A 14,689-nucleotide genomic window follows, 5' to 3' on the forward strand; every position below is an offset into this window, starting at 1 on the left:
AAGGTTCTTATTCTTGACCGTAATAGGAGTTACCCCCATGTTTGCGTTCAAAATGTTTCTTTTTAAGAGCTTCTTTGAGTTGTTTTGCATTTGGGTTGATTTGCAAAGTTAGGTGGGCCATTTTGGCTACCTCTTCACAAACCGCACTGTTGTAAACCGCTTTGTGAGCGGTTTTTCCCCAGGTAAATGGGGCATGATTGCCTACCAAGACCATTTCAACCTCATTATGGTCAAAACCACGTTCTTTTAGGTAATCTATTATTTGATACCCGGTCATGTGCTCATAATCTCCTTGAATGTAATCGTCTTTCATAGGAGGCGCACAGGGGATGTCTGATGTCAAATGATCTGCATGGGTGGTGCCAAAAATAGGAATATCCCTAAGGGCCTGTGCCCAAGCCGTTGCGAAGGTGGAGTGTGTATGCACTACACCGCCAATCTCGCTCCATTCTTTATAAAGTACCGCATGTGTTTTAGTGTCGGATGAAGGTCTCATATTGCCTTCCACAACATTGGCATCAAAGTCACAGATGACAATATCATCTACTTTTAAATCGGCATAAGGTACGCCACTCGGTTTGATGGCAAAAACGCCCTTATCTCTATCCACCGCACTGGCATTGCCAAAAGTGAACAATACCAAGCCAAGCTCTGGCAATCTCATATTGGCTTCGTAAGTTTCCTCTTTTAAAGTTTGATATACGCTCATTTTACAGCTTGTTTCATGATGTGAGGTTCCATTACTTGGGCCAAGGCATTGTACTTTTTGTAGACTTCTTTGTAGGCCCCTACTTTAGAAGCTTCGGGTTGGTACACTGTTTCAAAATCACTTCCCATTTTTTCCATAGCTTCAGGAACATTTGTAAATTTTCCGGCAGCGACTGCACCAAAAATAGAAGCTCCTAGTGCACAGGCCTGTTCGGATTGTACCACCTTAATAGGCATGTTGAGTACATTAGCCATCATCTGCATGATAAAGGGTGATTTTTTGGCCACTCCGCCCAAAGCGACCACTCCTTTGATAGGAATACCTTCGGATAAAAATCGGTCTACGATTTTTTTGGCACCAAAACAGGAGGCTTCTACCAAGGCCCTAAATATTTTAGGCGAAGTACTTCCTAAATTAATTCCGGCAATGACCCCTTTTAAATTTTGATTGGCATCAGGTGTTCTTCTGCCGTTCATCCAATCCAACGCCAGTTCACCTGAAGCTCCAATAGGTTCTTTTTCAGCGGCCTCGCTCAGTTGGGGAATGATATTTTTAATGGCCTCATCAACCAATTTTTTCTTGGTACTATCATCAATTAAAGCTGAATTGCCTATCAACTCCTTAATGGGCCATGCCAATAGTCTTTCAAACCAAGCATAGATATCACCAAAAGCGGATTGTCCAGCCTCAAATCCCAACATTCCAGGAATGACCGAGCCATCTACCTGACCGCAAATTCCTTGTACCAGTTTTTCTTTTCCTTCCAAAGGAGCTACCAAAATATCACAAGTGGATGTACCCATAATTTTGGCCAAAAAATAAGGTTCTGCCTGGGCGCCAACCGCACCCATGTGGGCATCGAAAGCGCCAACGGCCACTTCAACGTTTGTTGATAAACCTAAACGTTCCGCCCATTCGGCACTTAAGTTCCCTGCCGATACATCAGCGGTGTATGTTTTAGTGAACATTTGGTCTCGCAGCCCGTCTAAAATCGGGTCAAGGGCAGTAAAAAAATCGTTGGAAGGGAGTCCGCCGAATTCTTCATGCCAAAGCGCTTTATGCCCAGCAGCGCAACGGCTGCGTTTCATCTCTTTTACATCAGTGCCGCCGGTAAGCAAAAAAGGCACCCAATCACAATGCTCTACCCACGAATAGGCGGCATCCAATACGGACTTATCAGCACGGGAAACATGTAAAATTTTAGACCAGAACCACTCGGACGAGTATATGCCACCCTCATATTTAGAATAATCTATTTCCCATTTTTTGCAGAGTTCGTTTATTTCTGCAGCCTCTTTAATGGCTGTATGGTCTTTCCATAGCACAAACATGGCGTTGGGGTTTTCCTCAAATCCTTCCGCCAAAGCCAGTGGGGTTCCTTGTTCGTTAACCGCTACGGGGGTTGAGCCTGTGGTGTCTATTCCAATCCCTACAATATTCTGAACTACATCATCTTCAACTTGGTTAAGAACATTTTTAATTGTCTGTTCTATCCCTTCTATATAATCCAAGGGATGTTGACGAAACTGATTGGTGGAGGGGTTGCAATACTTGCCCTCTTCCCACCTTTTATAATAATGTACGGAGGTTGCCAATTCTTGTCCGTTTGATATGTTTACCAAAAGGGCGCGAACTGAGTCCGATCCAAAATCCAAGCCTAAGCTATAGTTATCCAAATCCATGATAAGAAAAATTGAGGTACCCTCCACTATTTGGGTGGCCCCAAATACGGTAAGTTTCCTATGCTGTGTTTAGTTGATTATATGTTGAAGTTTTTTACATAATTATATTTGTCCTCATCAAACTTGTAGAGGTAGGCACCTTTTTTTGATTCGGTTTTGTCCTTTTCATTCAGTTTGATTAGAAAATCCATGGAATTCAGTTTTTTTCTAAAGTTCCGTTTGTCTATTTCCTCACCTAAAATGGCTTCATATAATTTCTGAAGCTGAGGCAGGGTAAATTTTTCCGGTAAAAGATTAAAACCAACAGGACCGCTTTTCACCCTTCTTCGGAGTCTTTTCATTGCAGCATCGATCATCTCCTTATGGTCAAAAATCAGTTCCGGTAAATTATCAATAGGAAACCACTCCGCTTTATAACTCTTGACCAGTTCATCATTGTAATCCTTCTTTAGAACCAGGGCACTATAGGTTACTGAAATTACCCGTTCATAAGGATCTCTTTTTGCTTTACCGAACGCCCGTACCTGTTCCATATAAACATCATCTAAGCCCGTAAGTTCCGTAAGGACCCTGTGGGCGGCATCATCTAAATCTTCATCGTTATGAACAAATCCGCCAATTAATGACCAACGGTCTCTTTCAGGCTCAAAACTTCTACTTACCAACAGTAGTTCTAAATTACCGTCATTGAAGCCAAAAATGAGGCAATCTACTGCCACTGTAATTTGTTGGACTTCTTTATAAGCCCTGTTTATCTGAAATGGTTTTTGCAAAGCGTTTCAAATTTGGAGTTAAATATAGGACAAAAAATATAATAGTGTTTTGTTTACACTTTTAAATATTTAAAATTTGTAAACCTAAAATGGATTTAAAAAAATCACTATTTGCTAAAATACGGTTATTTGTTGCTTTTACCCAGCGTTTAAAGTCAAAAGAGTGATGAATTGATAATAATGAAATTGTAAATAGAGCATCCGGTCTAATTTTTTTATCTTTCTAAGAGTAACCTTTTGATTTTCAATATGAATAATAGCTTGGATGTGTCCTCTAGAGCTTAGAGTTGTTTAATTATATAGTATAAGTTTCAGTTAGGAACTCTATTTTGTTGGGAACCTCAATAGCGCCAATATTTTTAAAAAACCTAACATAGAAAGACCTAATGCCATGAAGAAACATCGAATTTTTACCACTTCATTTGCCAGTGTGTATCCTCATTATGTTGCCAAAGCTGAAAAGAAAGGCAAAACCAAGGAAGAGGTACACCAAATCATATTTTGGCTAACTGGTTATGATGAAAAGGGTTTGTCCGAAATTTTGGAAAACAAGACTGATTTTGAGACCTTTTTTTCAGAAGCACCTCAGCTCAATTCAAATGTGGATAAAATTAAAGGGGTCATTTGCGGATATCGGGTAGAGGAAATTGAAGATCCCCTCATGAAAAAAATAAGGTATTTAGATAAATTGATCGATGAATTGGCCCGGGGCAAGGCCATGGAAAAAATTCTTAGGTCTTGACTGGTTCAATACTCCAGTAGTTCTATTTTTCTAAAATCGATGGGGTGACTGTTTGATTGTAAAGAAATGTAGCCGCTGGTGACTTCTGTTTCCCCATCCTTTATAAAAGCTTTTGCATATTCGTTTTCCGGATTGTAAACCGGGTCTGAGTAGTTCATAATTTCCTTGCCATTGACGTAATGGGTGACATGCCCATCTTTAATGTCAATTTCTATGGTTACCCATTGGTCTCCATGAAAGGTCTTGCTCACCTTTGCAGGATTACAAAATTCCTTACTGGGTTTTCCATCTACGGAAACATGCATGCCAATACCACAAATGGCCCCTAGCGGCCGGTCGTCCGTGCCATTCCCTCCATGAAGGTTATATTCCAGACATATAGGAAATTGCTGGTCTAGCTTAACAGTTTTTGGGTTTTGTGTGTGAATTTGCACTCCACTGTCCCTAAAACCCCATTCAGGAGCACCTGCGGCAGTTTCTCCCACAAAACGATACTCCGCCCTAAGACGGTAATTTTTCAACTCCTTGTCATAGAAAAGTGCACCAAACCGATTATTGAATTCGGGTCCGTACTGGTCATATCTAATTTTAAGAATACCATCTTCTACTCGAAAAGTATTGCCAAAATTCTCTCCTAAAGGATAGGAATTGATCTTCATTGTCCAGCCCTCTAGATTTTTACCATTGAATAGGGGTTTCCAATCCGCTGTCAATTTCTCGGTAACGTTAATAGAAGTATCGGATTCTTTTTGCGTTTGTTTTTCACCACAGGATACTGTTAGAATCAAAGAAAGGCTGATAAATAATCTAGAAAAGACTGTCATAAATAGTTGAGTATGGTTGATGCTCATAAATATACTTATAATACCGATGGAAGTTTCTGGTTTGTTCAGTCTATGCGTAAGTCGCCATTTTTAATAAGTCCGCCATTAACAGTATGGTACAGGACACTCTTTCATCTTGGGCACGTTATATTTGATTGGAAGTGAGGCATAAAAAGATTTAGAAGTTGGGTGTTGACGTCAGAATACTTTTGTACTCGAAAGACAATTGCTAGTAAACGGTTGTGTTGGTCACTTGCTTAAATCACTCGATTAAAAAGGAAGACAGAATATAAAATGGACTAATAATAGGATGAAAAAATTAATAGTAATAGCAGGGCTTGTTTTGGTGTGTCTGATTTCATGTAAAGAGCAACCCGATAAAACGTCCGATAAAAAAGCACAGATACAATATCCCAATATTGTATTCATCCTATCCGACGATCAAGCATGGACCGATTATGGATTTATGGGCCATGAGCATATCGAAACACCTAATATCGATAAGCTCGCTAGGGAAAGTCGCACATTTACCCGGGGTTACGTGCCGACTTCTTTATGTTCACCATCTCTAGCATCCATTATTACCGGTGTCTACCCCCGTAATCATATGGTCCTGGCCAACGATCGGGTGCTTCCGGGTGATGAAAAGAATGGTAAACCAGCGTGGACGCAATCTTGGAGAGCAAAAAACTATGAACCCGTAATCGAAAACTTCAAGAAGCTAAATACGTTACCCGATTTCTTAAAAGAAAAAGGGTATCTCTCCTTTCAGACCGGTAAATGGTGGATAGGTAATTATGAAAACGGCGGATTCGATTATGGTATGACGCATGGTAATCCCAATAAAGGTGGGCGACACGGTGACTACGGCCTCGAAATAGGCCGTAAGGGTATGGATACTCTTTATAGCTATATTGATTTGGCATTAGAAAAAAAGAAACCATTTTTTATGTGGTATGCACCCTTTTTGCCTCATGCTCCACACAATCCGCCAGAGGCACTTTTACAGAAATACTTGCCAAAAGCACCCTCCGAATATGTGGCAAAATATTGGGCCATGTGTGAGTGGTTTGATCAAACATGTGGTGACTTGATAAACTACATCGATGAAAAAGGGGAAACCGAGAATACCATTTTTGTTTATGTCTGTGATAACGGGTGGGTTCAAAATGAAAATAACAGTACTTACGACCCGGTTTCAAAACGGTCACCTTATGATTTGGGAATGCGAACACCAATCATGTATAAATGGAAAGGAAAGATTACTCCTGAAATTGATGCACAAAATTTGGTCAGTAGTTTAGATATGGTTCCCACTGTGTTGGACTTAATCGGTTTGGAACGCCCAGATGATTTAGATGGGATAAATGTGTTGAACGAGGCGGAACAGAATAAAAGAGAAGCTGTTTATGGGGAAATTTATGAGCATGATTTCAATACGGTTGAAGAAAGTCTTAATTACCGAATAGTGATGACAAATCCATATAAATTAATTCTCCCAAACCCTGAAAACAAACCAAATGAGAAGGTTCAGTTATTCAATATATATGAAGACCCCTTAGAAGAAAACAATTTAGCTCCTAACAATAAAGAAGTGGTAAGTGAGCTACAACAAATTTTGGAGGAGACTTGGGTCAACTGATTTATAATTGAACGGTACTTTGTTATACAATCAGTTTTAGACTAAAATTCTTTCCCTAGTTGTTCAGGTGGTAAATTTTTAAAAAGAAGATTTGTTAAGGGAAGATATTGGGTCTAACAAAAAAGAGCCTTGTCCTGAAACAACGCTCTTTTACGAGAACACTATATGAAAATGAAAAAATTACTTCTTGATTAACTACACGTCAAACTTACGCCAGTGTCGGATGTTTGCCAACAAAATGATGTGTGTGCCTGTAAATCTGTTGTGAGATGGCTTTTTGGTGTTATTTAGTTATTCTGACCGATAAATATTGCATTAATGCTGTTGAAGTGGGATACAGAAATCCCAGAATGGCACAAAACAAAAAAGAGTCTTGTCCTGAAACAAAGCTCTTTTACGAGAACACTATATGAAAATGAAAATATTACTTCTTAATTAACTACACGTCAAACTTACGCCAGTGTCGGATGTTTGCCAACAAAATGATGTGTGTGCCTGTAAATCTGTTGTGAGATGGCTTTTTGGTGTTATTTAGTTATTCTGACCGATAAATATTGCATTAATGCTGTTGAAGTGGGATACAGAAATCCCAGAATGGCACAAAACAAAAAAGAGCCTTGTCCTGAAACAAAGCTCTTTTACGAGAACACTATATGAAAATGAAAAAATTACTTCTGATTAACTACAGGTCAAACTTACGTTTGATAGGGATGTTTGGCAACAAAATGATGTGTGCGCCTGTAAATTTGTTGTGAGTAAGCTTCTTAGTGTTACATAGTTTTTTTATAAGAGGAGTATACCTATCATTGGCGGTCTTACTATCTTATCAATAAATTCTAGAGTGGCCCAAAACAAAAAAGAGCCTTGTTCTGAAACAAAGCTCTTTTACGAGAACACTATATGAAAATGAAAAAATTACTTCTGATTAACTACACGTCAAACATACGATGCCTTCGGGGTCGGGGCAATAAATTGATGTGAACATGGCAATTCTTGTGGTGTACAATCGTATTTAAGAATTATACATTTATAAATTGATATTCAGATACACCGAAAGCCGATTTTTCAGTTCTACCTTTTCATTGTTTAAGTTTTGACTTATAGGAAGCATTCCTGCCAGACCCAAAGCAAAACGGTTGTAACTGGCTTCGACACTCACCCTGCCCAAAAAAACCTGGCCTTTGGTGTTGGCCACTGTTTGCCCATACTCCTTATTCGCCTCATAATGTTCTCCTGCTACTCCAATGATAGGGGTCAATGCCAGGTCTGATAGATAATAGGTTTTAAAGGCGTTGATGCCATAATTCAATTGGTTTCCGAACTGATACTCTTTGGGTTTCGGTTTTAAAGGTGTAATTGGCAATGGTGCTTATGCCCCAATTGAGGTAGGTAAAACCGTAATTGATGGCAGCGATGTAATCCCAACTTCCGTTCCCCACTTGACTGGGATTCACACTGCCCATCCTCAAGTCTACTTATCAAGAAAATGCGGGGAAACCTGTAATATCGGCACCGGTAATCAATAAATGAATATCGTGCGTGCCCTCGTAAGTTACAACACTTTCTAAATTCATCATATGGCGCATAATACTGTATTCGCCGGTGATGCCCATACCGCCCAATATCTGTCTCGCCTCACGGGCAATTTTCAGGGCCATTTCCACATTGTTCCTTTTGGCCATCGATATTTGAGCAGAGGTCGCTTTTCCTTCATTTTTTAATTGCCCCAGACGGAACGATAATAGTTGTGCTTTGGTGATTTCAGTGATCATTTCGGCCAATTTCTTTTGCTGCAATTGAAAAGCTCCAATGGGTTTGCCAAACTGCACCCTTTCCTTGGCGTATCTCAAAGCGGTGTCATAGCAATCCATGGCTGCGCCGATGGCGCCCCAAGAAATGCCATAACGAGCAGAGTCTAAGCAACCTAAGGGAGCGCCGAGTCCTGATTTGTTGGGCAATAGATTTTCTTTAGGAACTTTTACGTTATCAAAAATAAGCTCTCCTGTTGCCGATGCCCTTAAAGACCACTTGTTGTGGGTTTCGGGAGTAGAGAAACCCTCCATGCCTCGTTCAACGATAAGTCCGTGAATTCTTCCTTCTTCATTTTTGGCCCAGACCACTGCAATATCGGCAAATGGGGCATTGGAAATCCACAATTTCGCGCCGTTGAGCAGATAGTGGTCTCCCGCATCCTTGAACTTGGTTTCCATGCCACCCGGGTTGGAACCGTGGTTGGGCTCGGTAAGTCCGAAACACCCCATGAACTCTCCCGTAGCCAATTTGGGCAAGTATTTCTTTTTCTGCTGCTCGGTTCCATAGGCAAAGATGGGATACATGACCAATGACGACTGAACCGAAGCAGTGGAGCGAACCCCACTATCGCCACGTTCGATTTCTTGCATAATGAGCCCGTAGCTTATTTGATCCAGACCGGCACCTCCATATTCTTCTGGAATGTAAGGTCCAAAAGCACCAATTTCCGCTAGGCCCGAAAGAATCTGTGTTGGGAATTCCGCTTTCTGGGCAAAGTCTTCAATAATCGGGGAGACTTCTTTTTTTACCCACTGCCTAGCCGCATCGCGCACTAATTTATGCTCTTCAGATAGTAAATCGTCTAGGTTATAGTAGTCGGGAGCTTGGAATAAATCGGGCTTCATAGGTGATGCTTTTTATCAAATGTACTAATGAAATATAACATTTCATACAGGCATTGTTACATTTTAAGATAAAAATCTTTCGTAAGGTCGATGTATTCTTTTGTGTAATGATGGCGTTCTATTTCAATGGTCAATTCACTTATTTTAGGGACGCTTTCAGCATTTGTTAATTCTAACAACGTACGTTTGAATTCTGAACCTTCCCGGCCCTTTACCTGGGTCATCTTTTTAGGAAAAAGATTTAGGTCTTTCGCCATTTCAAGAAATGTTATTTCTTCTTTATGAGGAATGATGCAGCAAAAACGTCCCTTGGTAGAAAGTAGTTTGGCAACCCCTACTAACAATTCTTCAAATGGTAAAGAATTGTTTTGTCTGGCAATATCCCGTGAAGCATCACCACTCGTAACGTTTTCCGAGTAGAAGGGCGGATTGGAAACGATGAGGTCATAAGGCTCCTCTATTTCATCAACAAACTCGTCAAAACCTGCATGGTAGCAGAAGATACGGTCTCCCCAAGGGGAATTTTCAAAATTTTCTACGCACTGTTCATAGGCGTCTTCATCTAGCTCAATGGCTTCTATATCAGCGAAAATGGACATATCCGCTGTTCGTTGTGCCAACATCAGCGAAATGATTCCTGTGCCGGCACCAATGTCTAAAATAGTTTCTGGTTGATGTTTTAGTGGGGTCCATGCTCCTAATAAAACGCCATCCGTGCCAATTTTCATGGCACATCGATCTTGTTCAACGGAGAATTGTTTAAATCTAAAGGTTTCGGCCATTCAATTAGCTTTTGGTCACTCTACCTGGTTCACGAGTCTCGGAGCCCTCCATATCACGAAGGGAGTCCCCCAAACGACCCCGCATTTCATCGGCCAAGGTTTTTATTTTTTCAACAATTTCAGGGTGTTCATTCGCCACATTCATGGTCTCACTTTCGTCCGCTTCCAAATCATAGAGTTCAATTTCCTTTAAATCCACCATAGTGTAATTTCCAGGTAAGCCATCTCCTCCGGGCGTTCCGCCAATCATGGTTCTGTATCGATGCGGAAAATAGAGTTTCCACTTGCCATAACGTACCCCAAAAAGTTCATTAACGCGGTAGTAAAAGAAGTATGCTTCATGAGGACTTTTTGTAGAAACACCACTAAAAATAGGCCAGACGTTTTTACCGTCAATGGTTTTCTCGGGCAGTTTGCTGTCTGTTAGTTCAGCAATGGTGGGTAAAATATCGATGGCCATTACGGGCACGTCAACTGTTTGTCCACCTTCTAGCTGCTTAGGGTATTTAATGAGAAAGGGTTCCCGCTGACCACCTTCCCAAGCAGTTCCTTTTCCTTCTCGATATGGTTTGGCACTTCCGGCGTGGTTGCCGTAGGCTAGCCAGGGTCCGTTGTCCGATGTGAAAATGACGATGGTATTGTTGGTAAGGTCATTCTTTTCCAAGGCCTGCATGATCTGGCCAACGGACCAGTCAATTTCCATAATAACATCCCCATAAAGCCCTCTGTTGGATTTCCCTTTAAACTTGTCAGATACATATAAAGGAACGTGTGGTTGTGGGTGTGGCACATAAAGAAAGAAAGGTTTTTCTTTGTTTCTGTTGATAAAATCGACACTGTGTTCGGTTATTTGCGTCGTCAGCTGAGACTGGTCGGTCAAGGTATCAATTACCGTTTCATTTTGATATGGCGGTAAGGGACCAAAATCAAAAATGGGGCCCTGTTGCGGGTGAAGCGGCCACATATCATTGGAGTAGGGTATGCCGAACCATTCGTCAAATCCGTTTTTGGTTGGGAGAAAATCGGGATGGTCGCCCAAGTGCCATTTGCCGTAAATGGCAGTGGTATAGCCTTTATCTTTTAGCATTTCGGCTATGGTGGTTTCACTTGGGTGTAATCCTACGTTGCTATTGGGCATCATGGCGTTGTGAATACCGATTCTATTGGGGTAGCAACCTGTTAAAATTCCTGCTCTAGAAGCGGAACACACCGCTTGCGCGGAATAAAAACTAGTGAGTTTCACTCCGTCTTTGGCCATTTGGTCCAGATTGGGAGTGGCAATATCGTCGGCACCAAAAATACCTACATCTTGATAGCCCTGATCATCGGTAAAGATGAGAACGACATTGGGTTGGTTGGATTTCTGGGCTTTAGCTTCTTGTTTACTTGCATCTTTACAAGCGATAAATAGAAAGCAGAACGATAGAAGGGCTATCCAATTTTTCATGGTGATCGGTGTTTGGTGGTTTGGATTCCAAAAATAAGCAAAAGCTCTTAGGAATTAGTTTTGATTTATGGGAATTCAGTTAAAGCGGAAGGGGTTGGAGATAGGAAAAATTAAGTAACTTCATCGAACTCAAAAATCAACTTAAAATGAAACCAAAAAACTTAAATAGAAGAAAATTTTTAGGAAGCGCCGCCTTAGCTTCCGCAGGATTGCTTTTACCGACCCATTCGCTTTTTGCGGGACCAGCGATTATCAAAAACTGGAAGAAACCCAATTCAAAAATTAATGGCGTTCAAATAGGGGTTATTACCTATTCATTCAGAAGTATGCCCGATCAAAGTGCCGAGGCTACCCTGAAATATGTGGTGGATTCGGGAGTTAGTGCCATCGAATTAATGGGGGATCCTGCCGAATCCTTTGCCGGTAGACCTGAGAACCCGGTGGACCGCCGTACTTACTATGGCCTGCGACGTTCCAAACGAGACGGTCAATTGACCGAAGACCAAGAAAAAGAACTAGCGGATTTAGAGGCTCAGTCAAAATCATATGCCAAGCAAGTTGCGGAATGGAGAAAAAATATGTCGCTTGAAGATTTTATAAAGCTGCGTAAAATGTACAATGACGCCGGTGTTACCATCTATGCATTTAAGCCGAACGCTTTTAAGCAAAATCATACGGATGCCGAGATAGATTGGGGTATGAAAGCCGCCAAAATGTTAGGTGCGAATCATGTCACCGTTGAGCACCCAAGTGACGATGCACATACGGCAAGGTTGGGAAAATTTGCCAAGCAAAATAAGATTTACATGGCCTATCATGGCCATGAGCAGCAAACACCTACGTTTTGGGATACCGCTTTGCAACAATCAGATTACAATGCCCTTAATTTGGATATTGGCCATTACGTTGCCGCCGGAAACGATCAGCCATTACAAATAATCAAGGATAAGCATGCCCATATAAAAAGTATGCATATGAAAGATCGTCAAGTGCCGGCCAATAGTAAGGGAAATTTAGTTTGGGGCAATGGCGATACACCTTTAAAAGAAGCTTTGCAGCTGATGAAAACCAAGAAATATAAATTTCCGGGCACGATAGAGTTGGAGTACGAAATTCCCGAAGGCTCCAATGCGGTAACAGAAGTACAGAAATGTCTCGCTTTTTGTGAAAAGGCCCTTGGTTAGGAACGATTTTTCCAATCCGCGACCAAAAACAACATTGACTGGCTAATGGTTTGTAGCCACTGAATCTGTTCTAGAATGAGGTGAGCCTCTTGATACAGGCCTTCCTCTGCAATATTTGACTGAGATTCAGAAAGGGTGTGATGTTTCAAGCGACTTATTTTTTTATCAAAGGCATCATCGGTTTTTGTAGGATTTTCAATATTCTCGTTCCCAAGTAGGGCAATTGCCCGCGATAGATTGGTCTCAACATGGCGGGCTATGGCATGAAAATCAGCTGAGGCCTCCGTGGTGGAATGTGACCTTATAAATCCATTTAAAGTGGATAGCGAAGAGAGTAACCGGAAATTTAGAACTACCATCTCGTAGGTTTTAGTAAAATCACCTTGTTTTGAAACGGGTTCTTGGGCTATTTCCTGAAATGAATTGCTGAGGTTGGAATTTTTGTCGAATGCCTGTTTGCGGGCAATCTGGTAATCTGCCGGCATAGCGCCTTTTTTAGTGTAATAGTCTACGATTTGTTTGAAATAATTTCGATTGGCATTCAAGCTATCCGATATTTTTTGCTCTATTTGGGAATAACTCCAATTGGGCCAAATCCACTTAATGGCAATAAACGATAGGGCGCCACCAAGTACGGTGTCATAAATTCGGTAACTGATCACTTCAAAAATATCCGGTTGTAGAATTCCGTAAATAAAAATGATACTAAGAGTCACAAAAATGGCACCTGCCATGTAGTTTTTTTGAATGACGGAAAACGCCAATACCAAGGTCACCACTCCTAATATACCATAGAGGTAAAAGTTGGACCAAAAAGAAACGATGATCATGGCTATCACGGCTCCAATGAGGGTTCCTATAATGCGCTCCTTCGTTCTGCTTTTGGTAAGTCCGTAACTAGGTCTCATTATGACCATAATGGTGAGCAGAATCCAATATTGATTTTGAAACTCAAGTACCGACCCCAAAAGAAAACCAAGTATCATGGTAATACTTAATCGTAGCGAGTGCTTGAAAATAGGAGATTTAAAATTAAAGTTGTCTTTCAATACCGAAATACTATAATTCTGCTGAGGGGCAAATTTTAAGGCGAATTCATTGTCTAAAAACTCTTGCCTATTGACCTTCTTTTTAGTAAGCAAGTCTTTGATGTTGTTCAGCCTTTTAAAAAGTTCCTCCTGGTATTCATAAAAGTTTTTAAGCATTAAATAATCCTCATCAAAACGCTTAACGGTATGGGCCTTCATTTCGTTGATGAGGTTTTTTGTTTGTTCAAGTATGGTTTCCGTAGTTTCTTTGCGGGAAGTAAGTACTGGTATGTTCCCAATTTTCCGGAGCTCGTTCGCCATCTGTAGTATCAACTGACTGAAAGATTTACCGTGTTTTGGATTGTTCTCAAAAAAAAGAACCATTCTATCATAACCGATGGGGTTGGCCAAAGCGGTTTCGAGAATTTCTACCAATTGCGCAAATACCAGCAACCGAACACCATGGTAATGGGACTGGTTGATGTTCTTCTGGTCCAGTAAAATCTCACGTAACGACTGATGAAGCTCAACGATGCGGTCTTGTTTTCGTATCAACAAAGAGCGGAGGTGATGGTGTTTTTCCTTTGGATCTATCAGTTGGCTTCTAACCTCAAGGAATTCAGCGGTGGCCTCAATAATGTTTTGAAGCACTTCTTCTACCTGGGATTTAGGCCTAAGTAATTGCCAACTACTCGCCAAAAACAAGTACCATATTCCCCCTAAACCTATCAGTAAAGAATATTCGTACACTTCCAGTTGTTGGGGATTAAAGGCGAAACTCAACACCAAGGCCATCAACCCAGAAAAGCCCACTAATGCTGCCCTAGGCCCGTAAATGGCCAAAAAGGAAACCGAGAAGCTGATAAAACCTAAAACAGGTAACAGATACCAAAGGGTCAAATCTAAATAACCACCTATTAAACTAATGCAGGTAATCAAGGCCGTGGCCACTAAAATTGAAATCGTATTTTTTCTAATGCTACCATTGGTATTGCTAGGGGAAGTCCATAAGGCACCAAGGGCTATAGATAGGCCTATTTCAAGGTAATCATAATTAATTCCGGTTAAAACGGGAATGACAATGGCAATGCCAAGTATAAGTGCTCTGGTAAAATCGCTGCTCTTCAGATAGCTGCGCAGCTTGAACCAAAATTTTGATAATTGAACGTTTTTCAAACCATTTTAATGTTTATGATTTCAATGGTTGCAAAAAAATAAA

At 40.9% G+C, this 14,689-nt stretch carries 13 protein-coding genes; 3 read left to right on the top strand and 10 right to left on the bottom strand.

The genetic code is table 11. The features are described 5' to 3' along the window. Positions 1-7 precede the first annotated feature (7 nt). The 3 genes from IL355_RS04965 to IL355_RS04975 all read right to left on the bottom strand — a co-directional run bounded on the left by IL355_RS04965 (position 8) and on the right by IL355_RS04975 (position 3,164). On the bottom strand, positions 8-709 hold the full coding sequence (locus IL355_RS04965) for an L-ribulose-5-phosphate 4-epimerase (RefSeq protein ID WP_192461054.1): 702 nt from the start codon (positions 707-709) through the stop codon (positions 8-10). Continuing rightward, complete coding sequence (locus IL355_RS04970; RefSeq protein WP_192461055.1) at positions 706-2,391, bottom strand: ribulokinase; 1,686 nt, start codon at positions 2,389-2,391, stop codon at positions 706-708. Before IL355_RS04970 ends, IL355_RS04965 begins: the two co-directional genes overlap by 4 nt. 77 nt (positions 2,392-2,468) lie before the next feature. Beyond that, positions 2,469-3,164 carry an NUDIX hydrolase gene (locus IL355_RS04975; RefSeq protein WP_222937472.1) on the bottom strand — a complete coding sequence of 232 codons (696 nt, stop codon included), beginning with the start codon at positions 3,162-3,164 and terminating at the stop codon, positions 2,469-2,471. A gap of 391 nt (positions 3,165-3,555) precedes the next feature. On the opposite strand from IL355_RS04975, the gene IL355_RS04980 reads away from it, so the two are divergent. Then, positions 3,556-3,906, top strand: a complete 351-nt coding sequence (locus IL355_RS04980; RefSeq protein ID WP_192461056.1) for a DUF2200 domain-containing protein — start codon at positions 3,556-3,558, stop codon at positions 3,904-3,906. A gap of 5 nt (positions 3,907-3,911) precedes the next feature. Here IL355_RS04980 and IL355_RS04985 read toward each other — a convergent pair whose 3' ends face one another. Continuing rightward, a complete protein-coding gene (locus IL355_RS04985) occupies positions 3,912-4,730 on the bottom strand; it encodes a 3-keto-disaccharide hydrolase (protein WP_192461057.1) in 819 nt (272 codons plus the stop codon). Positions 4,731-5,040: 310 nt separating this feature from the next. Here IL355_RS04985 and IL355_RS04990 point away from each other — a divergent pair, with 310 nt between their 5' ends. Next, the gene (locus IL355_RS04990; protein ID WP_192461058.1) at positions 5,041-6,372 is read left to right on the top strand and encodes a sulfatase family protein; all 1,332 of its coding nucleotides are present in this window, start codon (positions 5,041-5,043) and stop codon (positions 6,370-6,372) included. A 1,027-nt stretch (positions 6,373-7,399) separates the two neighbouring features. Here the strand turns inward: IL355_RS04990 and IL355_RS04995 are convergent. Genes IL355_RS04995 through IL355_RS05015 form a run of 5 tightly spaced genes read right to left on the bottom strand, consistent with a single transcriptional unit; the run spans position 7,400 to position 11,258 of the window. Further along, on the bottom strand, positions 7,400-7,681 hold the full coding sequence (locus IL355_RS04995) for a hypothetical protein (protein WP_192461059.1): 282 nt from the start codon (positions 7,679-7,681) through the stop codon (positions 7,400-7,402). Further along, on the bottom strand, positions 7,656-7,835 hold the full coding sequence (locus IL355_RS05000) for a hypothetical protein (RefSeq protein WP_192461060.1): 180 nt from the start codon (positions 7,833-7,835) through the stop codon (positions 7,656-7,658). Before IL355_RS05000 ends, IL355_RS04995 begins: the two co-directional genes overlap by 26 nt. A gap of 15 nt (positions 7,836-7,850) precedes the next feature. Beyond that, the gene (locus IL355_RS05005) at positions 7,851-9,029 is read right to left on the bottom strand and encodes an acyl-CoA dehydrogenase family protein (RefSeq protein WP_192461061.1); all 1,179 of its coding nucleotides are present in this window, start codon (positions 9,027-9,029) and stop codon (positions 7,851-7,853) included. A gap of 56 nt (positions 9,030-9,085) precedes the next feature. Continuing rightward, a complete protein-coding gene (locus IL355_RS05010) occupies positions 9,086-9,811 on the bottom strand; it encodes a tRNA1(Val) (adenine(37)-N6)-methyltransferase (protein WP_192461062.1) in 726 nt (241 codons plus the stop codon). Positions 9,812-9,815: 4 nt separating this feature from the next. Beyond that, positions 9,816-11,258, bottom strand: coding sequence for a sulfatase family protein (locus IL355_RS05015; protein WP_192461063.1), 1,443 nt, complete (start codon positions 11,256-11,258; stop codon positions 9,816-9,818). 146 nt (positions 11,259-11,404) lie between these two features. On the opposite strand from IL355_RS05015, the gene IL355_RS05020 reads away from it, so the two are divergent. Continuing rightward, positions 11,405-12,442 carry a sugar phosphate isomerase/epimerase family protein gene (locus IL355_RS05020; protein ID WP_192461064.1) on the top strand — a complete coding sequence of 346 codons (1,038 nt, stop codon included), beginning with the start codon at positions 11,405-11,407 and terminating at the stop codon, positions 12,440-12,442. Here IL355_RS05020 and IL355_RS05025 read toward each other — a convergent pair. Further along, on the bottom strand, positions 12,439-14,646 hold the full coding sequence (locus IL355_RS05025) for an FUSC family protein (RefSeq protein ID WP_192461065.1): 2,208 nt from the start codon (positions 14,644-14,646) through the stop codon (positions 12,439-12,441). The genes IL355_RS05020 and IL355_RS05025 overlap by 4 nt on opposite strands. Positions 14,647-14,689: the final 43 nt, after the last annotated feature.

The organism is Euzebyella saccharophila (genome assembly GCF_014855495.1).
GTDB classification, from domain to species: Bacteria; Bacteroidota; Bacteroidia; order Flavobacteriales; family Flavobacteriaceae; genus Euzebyella; species Euzebyella saccharophila.